9 protein-coding genes are annotated in these 17,540 nt (G+C 72.0%); 8 read left to right on the top strand and 1 reads right to left on the bottom strand.

What is annotated here, in order from left to right; genetic code table 11:
- Positions 1–129 precede the first annotated feature (129 nt).
- The 5 genes from OG787_RS17445 (at position 130) to OG787_RS17425 (ending at position 11,230) form a co-directional block, all read left to right on the top strand.
- The gene (locus tag OG787_RS17445; protein WP_369030625.1) at positions 130–1,836 is read left to right on the top strand and encodes a glycerol-3-phosphate dehydrogenase/oxidase; all 1,707 of its coding nucleotides are present in this window, start codon (positions 130–132) and stop codon (positions 1,834–1,836) included.
- A 355-nt stretch (positions 1,837–2,191) separates the two neighbouring features.
- On the top strand, positions 2,192–4,411 hold the full coding sequence (locus tag OG787_RS17440; RefSeq protein WP_405535691.1) for a serine/threonine-protein kinase: 2,220 nt from the start codon (positions 2,192–2,194) through the stop codon (positions 4,409–4,411).
- 152 nt (positions 4,412–4,563) lie between these two features.
- Positions 4,564–7,647 (top strand): protein kinase domain-containing protein, encoded by a 3,084-nt coding sequence (locus tag OG787_RS17435; RefSeq protein WP_405535690.1) that lies wholly within the window; start codon positions 4,564–4,566, stop codon positions 7,645–7,647.
- Positions 7,648–7,776: 129 nt separating this feature from the next.
- Positions 7,777–9,435, top strand: a complete 1,659-nt coding sequence (locus OG787_RS17430) for a serine/threonine-protein kinase (RefSeq protein WP_405540516.1) — start codon at positions 7,777–7,779, stop codon at positions 9,433–9,435.
- A 97-nt stretch (positions 9,436–9,532) separates the two neighbouring features.
- Positions 9,533–11,230: a serine/threonine-protein kinase gene (locus tag OG787_RS17425; RefSeq protein WP_405535689.1), complete on the top strand. Its 1,698-nt coding sequence runs from the start codon at positions 9,533–9,535 to the stop codon at positions 11,228–11,230.
- Here the strand turns inward: OG787_RS17425 and OG787_RS17420 are convergent.
- Positions 11,227–12,207 (bottom strand): hypothetical protein, encoded by a 981-nt coding sequence (locus OG787_RS17420; RefSeq protein WP_369030628.1) that lies wholly within the window; start codon positions 12,205–12,207, stop codon positions 11,227–11,229. The two genes, OG787_RS17425 and OG787_RS17420, sit on opposite strands and share 4 nt — an antisense overlap.
- Before the next feature lie 267 nt (positions 12,208–12,474).
- Between OG787_RS17420 and OG787_RS17415 the strand changes: the two genes are divergently transcribed.
- From OG787_RS17415 to OG787_RS17405, 3 genes are all read left to right on the top strand, one after another.
- On the top strand, positions 12,475–13,935 hold the full coding sequence (locus OG787_RS17415) for a diacylglycerol/lipid kinase family protein (RefSeq protein WP_405540514.1): 1,461 nt from the start codon (positions 12,475–12,477) through the stop codon (positions 13,933–13,935).
- On the top strand, positions 13,932–15,767 hold the full coding sequence (locus OG787_RS17410; RefSeq protein ID WP_405535688.1) for a serine/threonine-protein kinase: 1,836 nt from the start codon (positions 13,932–13,934) through the stop codon (positions 15,765–15,767). The genes OG787_RS17415 and OG787_RS17410 overlap by 4 nt, the downstream gene beginning before the upstream one ends.
- A 129-nt stretch (positions 15,768–15,896) precedes the next feature.
- Positions 15,897–17,528: a succinic semialdehyde dehydrogenase gene (locus OG787_RS17405; RefSeq protein WP_369030630.1), complete on the top strand. Its 1,632-nt coding sequence runs from the start codon at positions 15,897–15,899 to the stop codon at positions 17,526–17,528.
- Positions 17,529–17,540 lie beyond the last annotated feature (12 nt).

Here is a 17,540-nt window from a genome sequence, read left to right as displayed (position 1 = left end):
GTGGTGGCCGAAGTCGGGCAACCCGGTCAGAATTCGGGCAGGGGGATCAGGGCAGGCGCAGCCGTACGACGGGATGCAGACAGCCGGTCGTACGGACACGGCCGGCGCGACCGACAGCGGGAGGCAGCGATGAGGACAGCGGCACTGGGACCGGCGCAGCGCGACGAGTCACTGGCAGCGATGGCCGAGCGTGAGCTGGACGTGCTGGTCGTGGGCGCGGGCGTGGTCGGCGCGGGCACCGCGCTCGACGCCGTGACCCGCGGTCTGTCCACGGGTCTTGTGGAGGCCCGTGACTGGGCGTCGGGCACGTCGAGCAGGTCCAGCAAGCTCATCCACGGCGGCCTGCGCTATCTGGAGATGCTCGACTTCGCCCTCGTCCGGGAGGCGTTGAAGGAACGCGGGCTGCTGCTTGAGCGGCTCGCACCGCATCTGGTGAAGCCGGTGCCCTTCCTGTATCCGCTCCAGCACAAGGGCTGGGAGCGGCTGTACGCCGGGTCGGGCGTCGCGCTCTACGACGCGATGTCGATGGCCCGCGGGCACGGGCGGGGCCTGCCGACGCACCGCCATCTGAGCCGTCGTCACGCTCTGCGCGTCGCACCCGCCTTGAAGAAGGACGCGCTGGTCGGAGCGTTGCAGTACTACGACGCGCAGATGGACGACGCCCGCTATGTGGCCACCCTGGTGCGCACGGCCGCCGCGTACGGCGCGAAGGTCGCCAACCGCGCGCGGGTGACCGGCTTTCTGCGGGAGGGCGAGCGGGTGGTCGGCGCCCGGGTGCAGGACGTCGAGGCCGGCGGGGAGTACGAGATCCGGGCCCGGCAGATCGTCAACGCCACGGGTGTGTGGACCGACGACACCCAGGGGATGGTCGGCGAGCGCGGGCAGTTCCACGTCCGGGCGTCCAAGGGCATCCACCTGGTTGTCCCCAAGGACCGGATCCACTCGGCTACCGGGCTGATCTTGCGCACCGAGAAGTCCGTGCTGTTCGTGATCCCGTGGGGCAGGCACTGGATCGTCGGCACGACGGACACCGACTGGGACCTCGACAAGGCCCACCCGGCGGCCTCCAGCGCCGACATCGACTATCTGCTGGAACATGTGAACTCGGTGCTCGCCGTGCCGCTGACCAGGGATGACGTCCAGGGTGTGTACGCGGGCCTGCGGCCCCTGCTCGCCGGCGAGTCCGACGCCACCAGCAAGCTGTCGCGCGAGCACACCGTGGCGCATCCGGTGCCGGGCCTCGTGGTCGTGGCGGGCGGCAAGTACACGACGTACCGGGTGATGGCGAAGGACGCCGTCGACGCGGCGGTGCACGGGCTCGACCAGCGGGTCGCCGAGTGCGTCACGGAGGACGTGCCGCTGATCGGGGCCGAGGGCTACCGCGCGCTGTGGAACGCCCGGGCGCGGACGGCCGCGCGCACCGGCCTGCATGTGGTGCGCGTGGAGCATCTGCTGAATCGGTACGGCTCACTGGCGCAGGAGGTCCTCGATCTGATCGCCGCGGACTCGTCCCTGGGGGAGCCGCTCCAGGCGGCGGAGGACTATCTGCGGGCGGAGGTCGTGTACGCGGCCTCGCACGAGGGGGCGCGGCATCTCGACGACGTGCTGACGCGGCGGACCCGGATCTCCATCGAGACGTTCGACCGGGGGACGCGCAGTGCCCGCGAGGCGGCGGAGCTGATGGCGCCGGTCCTCGGCTGGGACAAGGACCAGATCGAGCGCGAGGTCCAGCACTACGACAAGCGAGTGGAGGCCGAGCGCGAGTCGCAGCGTCAGCCGGACGACCTGACGGCGGACGCGGCGCGGCTGGGCGCACCGGACATCGTGCCGCTCTGACGCCGTTTCACGACACTGCCCTAGAACCTCCGATCGTCACTCGAACGAGTGTCGTGAACTGGGATCTTTGTCCGGCACTCGTCCGTTCTACGGGGTGCGGGGGCGGAACTCGGCGGCGGGCGGGGCCGGTTCGGGGGCGGTTCCCGCGCTCTTGTCCGTGTTCATTCGGAGGTCGTTCCGAGGTCGTTCGGAAGGTGAGGAGGCACCGACCGCAGGTGGGGCGGTGGAACGCGTGCTTCACGCGGTCCCTCTTCCCACAGGCCACCGTCCGTCCCGAGGGGCACCCTGGGCGTCGGCCGGTTGTCGGGTGAGGGACAATAGAGGTTCTGTCAGGGCGGGTTGCATGAGGGGACGCATGTCGGAGGCGGAGCGGGCGGGCGCATCCCGTGAGGACAAGAGTGAGCGTCTCCTCGCCGGGCGGTACCGGCTGGGAGGGGTCCTCGGCCGCGGCGGCATGGGCACCGTCTGGCGCGCGGAGGACGAGACCCTGGGCCGGACCGTCGCCGTCAAGGAGTTGCGGTTCCCGGGGAGCATCGACGAGGAGGAGAAGCGGCGGCTGATCACGCGGACGCTGCGCGAGGCCAAGGCGATCGCGCGGATCCGCAACAACAGCGCCGTGACCGTCTTCGACGTGGTCGAGGAGGACGACCGGCCGTGGATCGTCATGGAACTCGTCGAGGGCAAGTCGCTCGCCGAGGTCATCCGTGAGGACGGGCTCCTGGAGCCGCAGCGCGCGGCCGAGGTGGGCCTCGCGATCCTCGACGTGCTCAGGTCCGCGCACCGCGAGGGCATCCTGCACCGCGACGTGAAGCCGTCGAACGTGCTGATGTCCGTGGACGGCCGGGTCGTCCTCACCGACTTCGGTATCGCGCAGGTCGAGGGCGACCCGTCGATCACCTCGACCGGCATGCTCGTTGGCGCGCCCTCCTACATCTCGCCGGAGCGGGCCCGAGGCCACAAGCCCGGCCCGGCAGCCGACCTCTGGTCGCTCGGCGGCCTGTTGTACGCGTCGGTCGAGGGTGTGCCGCCGTACGACAAGGGGTCCGCGATCGCGACGCTGACCGCCGTGATGACGGAGCAGCTGGAGGAGCCGAAGAACGCGGGCCCGCTGAAGGACGTGATCTACGGACTGCTCACCAAGGATCCCGCCAAGCGGCTCGACGACGCCGGTGCGCGCACGATGCTCAACGCGGTGATCCACGCGCCCGAGCCCAAGGAGGCCGAGCCGGAGCCGGCGGACGTCACGAAGGTCGTGCCGTTGCCGCCTGTTCCGGGCAAGGGCAAGCGGGCGGACAAGGGCGCGGAGAGCAAGAGTTCGGCCGACTCGGGCTCCGGGGGCAAGCGGGGCGAGGAGGCCGGCGAGCGGTTCCGTGGGGCGTTCCGGTCCGTGAAGAAGGCGGCGGCTGTCGCGGCGGGGGCCGGGGCGGGGGCGGCTGTACGTACGAAGGGCGCCGACTCCGCTGGGGCCGCCGGTACTTCGGAGTCTGGGGGAGCAGCGGCCGGGGCCGATGCGGGTGCCGTGTCCTCTGGAGGCACGTCCTCCGGGAGTTCGGCCTCGGGCAGCGCGGCCTCTGGGAGTGCGCCCTCCGGGAGTTCGGCCTCCGGTGGCGCGGCATCCGGGAGTGCGGCTTCCGCCGGGGTGGCGGGTGAGGCTGCGAAGAGTGGTGGTGCTCAGGGGGCCGTTGTTCCCGGGGCGCGGGACGGCAAGGCTCGGGATGCCGGGGCTCCGGCGGGCAACGCCGGTACCGCGGGGCGGAGTTCGGGGTGGCCTGTCGTGCCGCCGCCGGATCTGCCGCCTCGGCCGGTGCCCAGGGCGCCGATCACCGATGTGGTGCCCAAGCGGACGCTGGTGATCATCGGGGTGGTCATCGCGGTCATCGTGCTCGGCGTGGTGCTGGCCCTCGTGCTCGGGGGCGACGACTCCGCCGACGATGCTGCCGGCGGCGCGAAGAGCGGTGGCGGCAAGGTGACTTCCTCCGCCTCGGCCTCAGCCGAGACCAAGGAGGACAAGGACGACGGCACTCGCGCGGACGGCGGGCAGAGCGCCGACGCCTCGAAGAGCGCCGAGGCGGAAACCGGCTCGGGTACGGGGGCGGGCACGGTGAACTCGCCCAGTGCGACGGCGAGCGAGTCCGGTGGTGTCTCGGGTGTGTCCACTTACACGAGTGGGCAGGGGTTCTCCATCGGGTTGCCCACCGGGTGGAAGTTCGAGTCCACAGGGGCCGCGGGCGCCCGGTTCGCGGGGCCCGCCGGGCAGAAACTGCTCGTCGGGTGGACCACTACGCCCAAGTCCGATCCCGTGGCGGACTGGGAGAACCAAGAGCAGTACATGACGCGTTCGCAGTACGACAGGATCCGAATAGCGAAGGTGAACTACCGCGGCTGGAACACGGCCGACTGGGAGTTCACCTATGCGGACGGCGGGACGACGTACCGGTCGGTGGACCGGGGGTTCGTCGTCAACAGCCAATCCGGGTATGCGCTGATGTACACGGCGAAAGCGTCCAATTGGGGCACCGAGCTGCGCAAGGAGACATGGCGGACGTTCACGGAGACGTTCGAGCCGAAATCGTGATGTGCGCGGTTCCGAGTTGAGGCCGTGAGATCTCGCATCCTCTCTTTGTGACTTGCCTCCGGCACGTATCGTGAGTGGTTGCGGACCGTACGCATCCAGAACGGGACGTATGGCGAACGGAATTGAGCAGCCGGGCGGCCGGGGGAGGCATCGTGGAGGAATATGCGGGGCGGGTGCTCGCCGACCGCTACCGCCTGCCGCTGCCCGCGTCCGACGAGTTCGAACTCCGCGAGACGCGTGCCTGGGACACCTATAGCGGGCAGGAAGTCCTGGTCAGGCAGGTGCCGTTGCCCGAGGTCGTCGAGGCCGAGGTACTCGACTCGGACGGGCTGCCGGACGGGTTCGTAGCACGGGACGGGCGTCGGGCGCGAGCGTCCGACACACGGTCCACGGCCACACGCCGGCCCAGCGATCCCGCCGTACGGCGTGCCATCGAGGCCGCGCAGGCCGCCGCGTCCATCCCCGATCATCCACGGCTCGACCAGGTCTTCGACGTGTTCGCGCAGGGCGGTTCGCTGTGGATAGTGAGTGAACTGGTGCCGGCGCGGTCGCTGGAGTCGCTGCTCGCCGAGAAGCCTCTGACGCCGTACCGCGCGGCCGAGGTCGCCGCCGACGTCCTCATGGCACTGCGCGTGCTGCACGCCCACGGCTGGGTGCACCGCAACATCACCGAGCGCACGGTGCTCGTCTGCGACGACGGGCGCGTGATGCTCACCGGGCTGGCGGCCGGCGCGGCGGAAGAGGCGCTGTGCGGGTACGACCCGGTGCCGGGCCGGGACACGTCAGGGGCGGTTGGGGCCGCGGCTGGGGCACACGAAGGCGCGAAGGCCATAGGCGGCGCGGCAGTTGGCGCTCCGGGGGCGCGTGGCGGCGCGGGGCCGGGTGGTAGTGGCGGGGGCGGAGGGTACGGGCAGTCACCGGCTCCGTTGCCGAGTGGTCCGGGTGCGGCGGGGCGTCAGGGGTTGCCCGGCGGCGGGGTCGGCGTCTCGGGCCACCCGGCCGGGGGCGTCAACTACGGGGCTCCCGGGGGGACGTTCGCCGGGCCTTCCGCCGGGGATGTCGAAGCCGCCCGGCGTGCCGCCATCGAGGCGCGGACGGGTGGCGGGGCCGGTCGTCCTGGTGCGGGCGGGGGTTACGGCGTTTCCGGCGGGACGTTCGCCGGGGGTTCCGGAGGGGATCCCGAGACCGCTCGGCGGGCCGCTGCCGAGGCACGGGGCGGTGGGGTGTCCGGAACCGGTGCCGGAGGAGGTTACGGAGTTCCCGGGGGGACGTTCGCCGGGGACGCTGCCGGGGATCCCGAGGCTGCCCGGCGTGCCGCCATCGAGGCGCGGGCCGGTGGCGGGGTGCCCGGGACCGGTGCCGAGGGGAGCGAGGGAGGCTCCGCCGGGGGTGAGCGGCGGGCCTTGGAGACCGGCGGGGACATCCGGGCGGCGCGGGCAGGGGCGATCGCCGCGTATCGGGCGGGGGCGCGGGCCGCGGCCCGGGTCCAGGAGGCCGAGCAGAGCGGGCGTACCGCGCTGCCCGGTGCCCGGCCGTCGATCGAGGCGGGCGGCGCCGGTGGCGGTGCGCACGGCACCGGTGTGGAGCGTGGCCCGGCCACTCCGCCTCCGGGACAGATCGCCGACCCCTACGGCGTGCGTACGCCTGCCGCCTGGAACGGTGGCATCGCCCCCGCGACCGGGATTCCCGGCCAGGCCGGGCATGCCGGACAGGCACGCAGCGCGCTCCCCGCCGCAGCGAACGGTGCCGTGACGAGCGGGGTCGCCGACAGCGTTCCGCACCAGCAGCAACACCAGCATCAGCAACAACACCGGCAGCCCTGGCCGCCGACTCACGCTCAGCCCCAGGACGCGCCCCAGGACATGCCCAGGGACCAGGTCCCGCCCGCCGATCGTGTCCCCGGCCGGACCCCGGGCCGCTGGGACGACGTGGTCGCCGGCGGTGCCCCCCGGCGTGGGCCCGCGACCCCGCTGGCCGCCGAGCGGGCCCGGCAGGCCCGGATGGCCGTCGTAGGGGCGGTGACCGAGCGATGGGCGCCCGAGCAGGCCGGTCCCGTGCACGAGAACTGGCAGCTGGCCCCGCCCATCGGTCCCGCGACCGACCTGTGGGCGCTCGGCGCGCTGCTCTTCAGGGCCGTACAGGGCCATGCGCCCTACCCCGAGGAGTCGACGGCCGAGCTGGTGCAGCTGGTGTGCGCCGAGCCGCCCGCCTTCGCCGAGGAGTGCGGCCCGCTCAGGCCCGTCGTGGAGTCACTGCTGCGCCAGGACCCCACCGAGCGGCTCGACTTCGAGGAGTTGAACGGCTGGCTGCGCTCCCTCGTCCGGTCGGCGCCGGAGCCCGAGGCCGGTCTGTACACCGTCGCCGCGCCGCCCACCGATCCGCGCCGGCTGCCGATCGTACGGCGCCGGGGCGAGCTGGTGCGCAGGCGCCGGGCAGGGCTGCCCGCGACCGGACCGCACGGCCGGCACAAGCGGGGCAGGCAGGAGAAGCGGGCGCCGCGCAGACTGGGCCGCAACCTGCTCCTCGTGATACTGCTCGCGCTGGCCGCGGCGATCGCGTACGCCATGTTCTTCATGCCGAAGGCCAAGAGCAGCGGGGATCAGGACGGGGAGCGGACCGGTTCTGCCGGAGAGGTGAGCACGGCGCCGGAGCAGTCGGCCGAGAACCCGGACGCGAGCAGCGAACCGCGGCCCGAGCAGACCTCGCCCGGCAGCGGGAACGGCAACAGCGCCTCCCCGTCGGCCGGTTCGTCCGAGCCGGAGACGACCACCGGGCCCGATGTCGCCGCCGGCTTCACCTTGCGTACCGACCCCGAGGGCTTCCGGGTCGCCGTCGCCAACGGGTGGGACCGGGCGGCGAAGAACGGGCGCGGCCAAGTCGTCTACTCGCACGGCTCGTTCGAGCTGATCGTCGTACCGGGCCGGGACACCACGCAGCAGTACGGCGCCGATCCGATGGCGTACCAGCGGGAGCGGGAGTACGAGCTACAGCCGTTCCGCGACTCGACCTGGGCCACCTCCAGTGGGATGCGGACCATCGAGGTCGGCGGACGGACCATGGCCGAGGGGCAGTTCACCTGGCAGAACAGCTCCGGCAGCGAGGTGTTCGTACGCAATCTCGCGATAGTGATCGACGGGCGGTACCACGTGGTCCAGGTGCGCGGGCCGGAGGCCGAGCGGGACGAGGTGACGCGCCTGTACGAACAGGCGGCGGCCACCTACCAGTTCACCGGCTGACCTCGAGGGCAGGCTTCACGGGCAGAACCGTCACAGTGCTGTCCCCGTAGGCACCCCTGCGGTTCCCTCCGGCGAGGGGGCTCCTTAGTCTTGCCCCTGTCAAGACCATTGCGGGGAAACGTGAATGAGATGCAGGGCCTGCTCCTCGCGGGCCGCTACCGGCTCGTCGACGTCATCGGCAGCGGCGGCATGGGCCGCGTGTGGCGTGCGCACGACGAGCTGCTGCACCGTGCCGTCGCCGTCAAGGAGCTGACGGCCGCGCTGTACGTGGCCGAGAGCGAGAAGGCCGTCCTGCTCGCCCGGACCCGGGCCGAGGCGCGCGCGGCGGCGCGGATCAACCACTCCGCCGTCGTCACCCTGCACGACGTACTCGACCACGACGGCCGCCCGTGGATCGTGATGGAACTCGTCGAGGGCCACTCGCTGGCCGACGCGGTCAAGGAGGCCGGACGGATCGAGCCGCGCGAGGCCGCGCGGGTCGGCCTGTGGGTGCTGCGCGCGCTGACCGCCGCGCACGCCGCCGGCGTACTGCACCGTGACATCAAGCCTGGCAACGTCCTGCTCTCCCAGGACGGCCGGGTCCTGCTCACCGACTTCGGGATCGCCCAGGTCGAGGGGGACACGACCATCACGCGTACGGGGGAGATCGTCGGCTCGGTCGACTACCTCGCCCCCGAGCGGCTGCGCGGCGAGGACCCGGGGCCCTCCTCCGACCTGTGGGCGCTCGGTGCCACGCTGTACACGGCCGTCGAGGGCCGCTCCCCGTTCCGCCGCACGTCCCCGCTGACCACCATGCAGGCGGTCGTCGAGGACGAGGCCGACGAGCTGCGGTACGCCGGTCCGCTCGCGCCCGTCATCACGGCCCTGCTCCTCAAGGATCCCGCCGTACGGCCCGGAGCGGCCGAGGCCGAGCAGATGCTCGCGGAGGCGGCGGAGGGGCGACGGCCCCGCGCGGCCGAGCAGTACGTGCCGACGCTTCATACGGGGGCGGCGATGCGGACACCCGCGGAGGGGGAGGTCGGGACCTTCCGGATGGGCGGGGCCGCGGTCGGCTCCGCCACGCCGGTTCAGGGGGCGTTCGGTCCGATCAGCCCGGCGCAGGCGAGTCCTGTCGGTCCGGCCGGGCCGCGCCGCCGGGGTCGTACGGTCGCCCTCGTCGCCGCGCTGGTCGTGCTTGTCGGCGGGGGTGGGGTGTTCGGGCTGCACCAGTGGAACTCCGGTTCGAAGAAGGCCGGTTCGGCTGTCTCGGCCTCGCCGTCCGCCACGCCCTCCGGCTCTCCCTCCGCTACGGCGAGTGCGAGTGCGCAGCCTTCCGCCGTGCCGGGCACCGTGCCCAAGGACTGGGTGCGGGTCGAGGATCCGGCCGGTTTCAGTCTCTCGCTGCCCCAGGGGTGGACGCGGACGGAGACGAACGGGCAGATCGACTACTCGCCCGACGGCGGGGAGCACTTCCTGCGTATCGCCATCGACGAGTCCCCGGACTTCGACGACCCCTACCTCCACCAACTCGACCTGGAACAGCAGCTCCAGAAGCTCAGCGAGTACAAGAGGGTGAGCCTGGAGTCGAACGTCTACCGCGACCGCAAGGGTTCGCTCTGGGACTTCACCTGGACCGCGCTGGCGAAGGACGGGGGGTTCCCGGGGCCGCGGCGGGCCATCGAGCAGGCGTATCTCGGCCGCGACGGCGCCGAGTACCTGCTCTACATGTCCTCTCCGGCGGCCGACTGGGCGACTGCGAGCGAGCAGTTCACGGCGGTGCTGCGGGGCTGGCGCCCGAACTCCGGCTGACACCGCCGCGCATACGGCACGCCTGGTAGGGCGGTTGTCGGTCATCCGCCGCTCGGCGCCCCGGAGCCCTGCCCTCCGGTGCGGCATGATGAGGCGCATGGGGACCGAGGGGGACAGCTTCCGTGTGATCGCCGGGCGGTACCGCCTGGAGGCCAGGCTCGGCCGGGGCGGCATGGGTGTCGTCTGGCGGGCGACCGACCAGCTGCTCGAACGGCGGGTCGCGGTCAAGGAGTTGACGCAGGACACCTCCCTCTCGGCGGACGAGGCCCGGCTGCGCCGCGACCGCACCCTGCGCGAGGCGCGCGCGGTCGCCCAGCTGCACCACCCGCACATCATCGTCGTCCACGATGTCGTCGAGGACGACGAACGCCCGTACATCGTCATGGAGCTGATCGACGGCGGCTCGCTCGCCGACCGGATCTCCGGGGACGGTCCCGTCGACGCCGACGAGGCCGCCCGGATCGGCATCGCCCTGCTCGGCGCCCTCGGCGCGGCCCACGCCGCCGGTGTCCTGCACCGGGACATCAAGCCCGCGAACGTCCTCCTGGAAGACGGCACCGACCGGATCGTCCTCACCGACTTCGGGATCGCCCAGGTCGCGGGCGCGACCACCCTCACCGAGAGCGGCTCCTTCGTCGGCTCGCCCGAGTACACGGCGCCCGAGCGGATGTCCGGGACCAGGACCGGGCCGGAGTCCGACCTGTGGTCGCTCGGCGCGCTGATCTGTACGGCGCTGAGCGGTGAATCGCCGTTCCGGCGCGACTCGTTGGGCGGCATCCTGCACGCCGTCGTGATCGACGAGGTACGGCCACCGGCTCAGGCCGCGCCGCTCCTGCCCGTCGTACGGGGGCTCCTCGAACGCGATCCCGAGCGGCGGCTCGACGCGACACAGGCGGAACGGATGCTGCGGGCGTTCCGGGCGACCGGGCGTACGCCGAAGCTGTCGGCCGGGTACTCGCCGGCCCGGCAGCAGGACCGGCGGGGCGAGGACTCCGGCGGGAAACCGGCGCCGACGCCGTCACCCCGCACCCTCTCCCTGCGGCGCCTTTCATCGCGTACCCCATCCCCTCGCACCTCTGCTTCTCGCACCTCTGCTTCTCGGACCTCTTCTCCTCGTACGACGGACCAGTCGGCGCGGCCCTCCGGGCGGACGATGCTCGTCACCGCGGTGCTGGTCGCGGCGCTGGCCGGGGCAGGGGTGTCCGCGGCGGCGCTGCTGATGAACTCGGGGGACGGCGGGGGCGGGAGGCCGGGGAGCACGGCGACGGTGTCGGGGGCGACGGAGGTGTCGACCAGCACGACCGGGCCCACTCCCACGCCCACTCCCTCTCCCTCCGGTAGCCCTTCCTCCCGGACCGCTCCCTCCGGCTACCGCCTCGCCCAGGACCCGCGCGGCTTCTCGCTCGCCGTGCCGGACGGTTTCACGCGGACCGAGCAGAAGGACCGGGTCTTCTATCTGTCACCGGGGGAGACCTTCCGGCTCGGGATCAGGGTCGTCGACCCCCAACCGGGCGGCCCGCTCGGGGTGATGCAGCGGGCGCACGCCAACGGGCCCTCCTCGAACCCAGGTTACCGCGACGGACGGGTCACCGAGACCGTGCACGGTCAACAGGCCGCCGCGCTCTGGGAGTTCACCTGGGACGGCTTCAGTACGACCGAGGGCCCCCGCCACACCTACGACCTGTGCTGGGAGGAGGGCGGGCGGATGTACGACGTATGGGTGTCGGCGCCCGTCGGGAAGGTGCGGGAGGCGAAGGAGTATTTCGACGTCGCCCTGGACACCTTCGTCAATTAGCGGGGGAAGCGGCGAATCACGAGACCGAGAGCCGCTCTGAGAAGTCCCGCTTTCCCAGTTCTCCCCACGCGCAGCGCGAACCCGCCCTCCGGCCGGAATACCGGCTTCGCGTACCAAAGTCCGTTTCGCCGCCACCACTTGGCCGCACCCAGTTTCTTCGGCGGCTGCGGCAGCGGCAACGCTCTTTCCCCGAGCCGGAGTTCGCCGCTCCACACGCCGGGCGCCAGCTCGGGGACGGGTATGTGGACGGTGAACTGCTCGCCGTGCGGGGGCCGTACGGCGGGGAAGACGGCCGTGGCATCCGGCTCGTCCTCGTTGGTGAGGTGCACGGTCAGCGCGCCGCGCGGGTACGCGCCGAGGGTGCAGCGGCCGGTGACCAGCAGCTCGGTGGGACGGCCGGCGTGCCAGCGGACGGCCCCGAAGGTGAGCCGCTTCAGCACCGGGTGCTTCCGCTCGCCGAGGTCGATCGTGTAGTTGCCGTACGGAACGGTCGTGTAGAGGGTGACGGCACGCCGACCTCGTACGGTCTCCGTGATCCGTACGTCGGGACGGCCCGCCAGCCGCTCGGCCCGTCTGCTGCCTATGCGCACCTCGCGCGTGAGCCCCTGGGCGCCGACGGCCAGGGACATGTCCCACAGCCCGTCGGCGAGGGGCGAGCCGTCGGCGAGGGTGTCGATGTCGAAGGCGGCCTCGAACCCGGCCTTCTCGTACGCGTACCGCCCCTCGTCCTCGTCGGCGCCGAGGTGCGGGGACGCGGTGTGCGTGACGGGCAGCCGGTACTCCGTTCCCGTCTCCCTTTCGCGCACGACGAGTTCGGTCGTGACGTCGTGCGTCTCCACCCGGTGCAGATAGGCATATCCGGCCAATCGCACCCGGGTACCGCGCAGTTCGGCCCGCGAGACATGATGCCGTACGTCAATTTCGACGGTTTCACGTATTTCGTGCTGTCTCGGAGAGTCCGTTTCGGGCACGGTCATCGTCACGTTCTCCAAAAAGTGCGAAGGGCGAAATGCCGGGGGTGGAATGTGGAGGGTGAAGTGCGAATGCGTGCGCCGTTTCGGATATGCGTGGCGACTGGGTGGTGAAGATACCGTGACCTGATCGTGCCTTCAAGGTTAGGGCGCCGTGATCATCCTGCTCGGGTGGGGTGAGCCGGGTCACCCCCTGAATGCCCGCTTTGTTCCATCCGTGCGCGGGCGGATTACGAACTCTGCTAAAACGTCGACATGGACATGGGAACCGGCGTGGGCATCGAGCTGTTCGGGCGTGCGCATGCCCGGCAGCGCTGGGCGGCGCGCGGGGCGCTCGGGGCCGCCGGGCTGGCGGTGCTGCTGCCGATCGGATACGCGGGCATGGGCAGCCTGCTGCTCGGCGTGGTCGGCATCGGCGGAGCCGTGCTCACGGCCTCCGGCCTGTGGTGGGCGCTCGCCCGGCGCGGCCTCGTACGGGGCGTGGGGGCGGTGCTCGCCGTGGCCACCCCGATCGCTGTCGTCGTCCTCTTCGCCACCGCCAATCTGCTGGGGCCCGCGCTCGCCTCCATCGTCCTGTGGTGCGTCGCCGTGTGGGCCGGGAAATTCGCGCTGAGCAGCACCAAGTCCCATGTCGTGCCGGTCCGTGAGTACGAGGTGCCGGCGCCCCGCCGACCCTTCCTCCTCATGAACCCGCGCTCCGGCGGCGGCAAGGTCGAGCGCTTCCGGCTGCGCGAGAAGGCGGAGCGGCTCGGCGCCCGCGTCCATCTGCTCGACCCCGACAAACCCGAGCCCGAGGACGTCGTCGCCCTGGCCCGGGCGGCGGTCGCGGCCGGCGCGGATCTGCTCGGCGTGGCCGGCGGCGACGGCACCCAGGCCCTCGTCGCGGGCGTCGCCGCCGAACACGGCCTGCCCTTCCTCGTCGTGTCCGCCGGTACGCGCAACCACTTCGCCATGGACCTCGGCCTCGACCGCGACGACCCGGCGACCTGCCTCGACGCCCTCACGGACGCGGGCGGCGTGGAGCTGCGCGTGGACCTCGGCTTCCTCGACACCCACGTGGGCGGTACGGCGGACAGCCGCCCCTTCGTCAACAACGCCTCCTTCGGCGCGTACGCCTCGATCGTGCAGAGCCCCGCCTACCGCGACGACAAGGTCGGCACCACCCTGGGCCTGCTGCCCGAGCTGCTCACCTTCGAGCGCGGCGCGACGCTGACCGCACGGGCGTACCCCCAGGCGGAGACGCGTGACGGCGAGACCACCGTCCACGCACCGCAGGCCCTGCTCGTCAGCAACAACCGCTACCGCATGGACGACCTGGCCGGCCTCGGCCGCCGCGAGCGCCTGGACGCCGGTGTCCTCGGCGTGCTCGGCATCAAGGTCGAGGACGCCGCCCAGGCCGCCGAACTGCTCCTCGGCCGGTACGCCACCGGCCTGACCGTCGTCACCGCCCACGAGGTCGTCGTCGAGGCCGACCTGCCCGAGATCGAGGTCGGCCTCGACGGCGAGGCACTCGTCCTGCCCACCCCCGTCCGCTGCCGCGTCGAACCGGGCGCCCTGCGCGTCCGCGTCCCGCGCCATCGGCCCGGCGTTCCCGCGCCGACGCCCCCCATGGACTGGCGCCGGCTGCGCAAACTGGCGGCGACGGTCGGACGTACGGCACTGCCCCGCCGTACGACGGACGCCCTGAACCGGCGTCGACAAGCGTCGTCCTCGCAGGGTAGGGATGGGGCATGAGCAATGGAGGGGACGGCGGAGGGGACAGGGGTACGGACAGGGGTACGGACCGGGGGAGCAAGGGCGACGAGGGGCGGCTGGTCGGTGGCCGGTACCGGCTGACCGAGCGCATCGGGTCCGGCGGCATGGGCACCGTGTGGCGGGCCCAGGACGAGCTGGTCGAGCGTGAGGTCGCCGTCAAGCAGCCTAGGCTGCCCGGGGACCCGCAGGACGCCGCCCATCAGCGGATCGCCCACCGCCTCCACCGGGAGGCGCGGGCCGCCGCGCGCGTCGACCATCCCTCCGCCGTCTCCGTCCACGATGTCGTCGTCGAGGACGGACTCCCCTGGATCGTCATGGAGTTGGTGCGCGGCGAGTCCCTGCACGAGGTGCTCCAGCGCGGTGCCATCGAGCCCGCCGAGTCCGCGCGCATCGGCCTCGCCGTGGTCGGCGCGCTGCGCGCCGCGCACTCCGTCGGGATCGTCCACCGGGACGTGAAGCCCGCCAACGTCCTGCTCGGAAAGCACGGCAGGGTCGTCCTCACCGACTTCGGCATCGCCCACATCATGGGCGAGGAATCCCTCACGATGAGCGGGGAGTTCGTCGGCTCCCTCGAGTTCATCGCCCCCGAGCGCATGTCGGGCCGGGGCGCGGGCCCGTCCTCCGACCTGTGGTCGCTCGGCGTACTCCTCTACGCGGCCGTCGAGGGCTGGTCCCCCTTCCGCCGTACGACCCTGGAGTCCACGCTCGCCGCGATCCTCGCCGCCGAGACACCCCAGCCCCAACAGGCGGGCCCGCTCGGCCCGTTGCTCGTACGGCTGCTGGTGAAGGACCCCGCCGAGCGCCCCGACGCGGACGAGGTCACGGCGGCCCTGGAGGCGGTGGCCAAGGGCTGGCCGCTCCCGAAGGCGCCGGAGCGCGGGGAGTTGACTGTGGCTCAGGAGCCGTCGGGGATAAGTGAGTTCGCGGACGACGCGGGAACGGTGCGGTTGCGGGGGGACAGCGCTTCAGCCGAGCCCGAGCCCGAGCCCGAGCCCGAGCCCGAGCCCGAGCCCGAGCCCGAGCCTGAGCGCGAGTCCGTGCCCGAGACACCGGTGCCTGGCACACCCGTACCAGGCGCATCCGTACCCGAGCCCTCCCCCGAGACCCGAGCCACCTCGTTGCCCGCCCCGAAGCCCGCGCGGCGCCGACGCCGACTGCGGGTGGCCCTCGCGGTCCTGGCCGGTGCTGTCGTTCTCGTGGCCGTGGGCATGGTGTTCGAGGGCGCGATCGTCGAGACCAGCGGCGACGATGCGGCGGTCGCGGGGGCACCCGGCACCCCGTCCGCCGTACCCCCTTCCGTACCCCCTGCCGTACCCACCACCGTCCCCGCGCCCACCGAGGCCCTCCCCACCCTCGGCAGCTGGCTGGCCCACGAGGAGAAGGACCTGAGGGCGGTGCTCGCCCTGCCCCGCCAGTACGTCCGCTTCCATGAGCAGGGCGACGCCGACGACCAGCCCCGGATGGCGATCTACGACAACGACGAGGTCATCCAGGTGCGCCTCACCCTCTGGGACAAGGCACCCCGCTCGCCCATGGGTCAGGCCCAGCACGCCGCCGAGATCTGGGCGGGCTACGGCCAGTCGACCACCCAGTACACCAACACGACCGTCGACGGCTACAAGTCCGTCCAGGCCGACACCACCTACGACACCGAGGGCAGGCTCGTCCGGGTCATGCAGGTGGAGATCCTGACCGACGACGGCCGGCTGTACGAGCTGCGCGTCGACATGCCCAAGGGGACACCGGACGAGAAGCGGGGTACCGAGGTCTTCAAGGGGGCACGCGACCAGCTCGAAATCGAGAAGCAGTGACTTCAGGTCGCGCTCAACGCCCTGATCAGCGGATTTGTTGCCAGTGGTCACTGGCGGCTTGTGCGTAGACAGTGAATCCGGGTTACCCATGGGTACCCAAAGCCTCCGAGCCGTCATACCCTGCGGCTCATGACGGACTCGCAGGCCCCGGTAAAGCCCGGCACCGACGCCCCCACCGGTACGAACCCCCTGGCCCCCGCGCCCACAGGCGCCCGCACCGCCGCGGACGTGGTCACGCCCGAGCTGATCGCCCAGCTCACCAAGGGTGTCGTCGGCTCCGGCCGCACCGCCAACCACACCCCGTTCACCGGCGAGAAGCTGGCCGACCTGCCCGAGTCCACCCCCGAGGACGTGGAGAAGGCGTACCAGCGGGCCCGCACCGCGCAGACCGTCTGGGAGCAGACCCCGGTACGGCAGCGCGCCGCCGTGCTGCTCCGCTTCCACGACCTGGTGCTGGCCCGCCAGGCCGAGGTGCTCGACCTCATCCAGCTGGAGACCGGCAAGGCCCGCCTGCACGCCCACGAGGAGGTCCAGGCCGTCGCCGTGGCCGCCCGTCACTACGGCCGTATGGCACCCCGTTATCTGAAGCCGAAGCGGCACGCGGGCGCGATGCCCACCCTCACCAAGGTCACCGAACTGCGCCACCCGCGCGGGGTGGTTGGTCAGATCGCCCCCTGGAACTACCCGCTGGAACTGTCGGTCGGCGACGCGATCCCGGCCTTCGTCGCGGGCAACGCGGTCGTGATGAAGCCCGACACGGAGACCTGTCTGACGGCCCTGTGGGCCCGGGACCTGCTCATCGAGGCCGGGTTGCCCGCCGATGTCTTCCAGGTCGTCCTCGGTGAGGGCCCGGTCGTCGGCCCCGAGGTCGTCAAGCACGCCGACTACGTCTCCTTCACCGGCTCCACCCGCACCGGCCGCGAGGTCGCGCAGGGCGCCGCCGCGCGTCTGGTAGGCGTTTCGCTCGAACTCGGCGGCAAGAACGCCATGTTGGTCCTGGAGGACGCCGACATAGAGAAGGCGGCGGCGGGCGCGGTCCGGGCCTGCTTCTCCTCCGCCGGCCAACTCTGCATCTCCATCGAGCGGTTGTACGTCCACGAGTCGATCGCGGACGCGTTCGTCGAGCGTTTCGTCGCCCGTACGAAGGCGATGCGGCTCGGCAAGTCCCTCGCGTACGGCGCCGACATGGGCTCGCTGGTCGGCGAACGCCAGCTGGAGACGGTGACGAAGCACGTCGACGAGGCGGTCGCCAAGGGCGCGAAGGTCCTCGCGGGCGGCACGGCCCGCCCGGACATCGGCCCCTACTTCTACGAGCCGACCATCCTCGACGGCGTCGAGACCCCGATGGCCGTCTGCTCGGAGGAGACCTTCGGCCCGGTCGTCTCCATCTACCGCTTCAAGACGGACGACGAGGCGGTGGCCCTCGCCAACTCCACGCCGTACGGCCTGAATTCCTCGGTCTGGACGAAGAGCGCCACCCGCGGCCGTGCCGTCGCCGCCCGCGTCCGCTGCGGCACGGTCAACGTCAACGAGGGCTACGCGTCCGCGTACGGCAGCGTCCAGTCGCCCATGGGCGGCATGAAGGACTCCGGCCTAGGCCGCCGCCACGGCTCCGAGGGCATCCTCAAGTACACCGAGGCCCAGACGATCGCCCAGCAGCGGCTGCTGCCGATGGCGCCGGCTCTCGGCATGGACGACGAGAAGTACGCGGAGTTCATGAGCAGGAGCTTGAGGGTGATGAAGGCGCTCCGACTGCGCTAGGCAAGTTCTGTT

This window comes from Streptomyces sp. NBC_00075, assembly GCF_045041225.1.
Lineage (GTDB): Bacteria > Actinomycetota > Actinomycetes > Streptomycetales > Streptomycetaceae > Streptomyces > Streptomyces adonidis.
The sequence above is the reverse complement of the archived record's forward strand: the minus strand, read 5'-3'. Positions and strand labels throughout refer to the sequence as shown.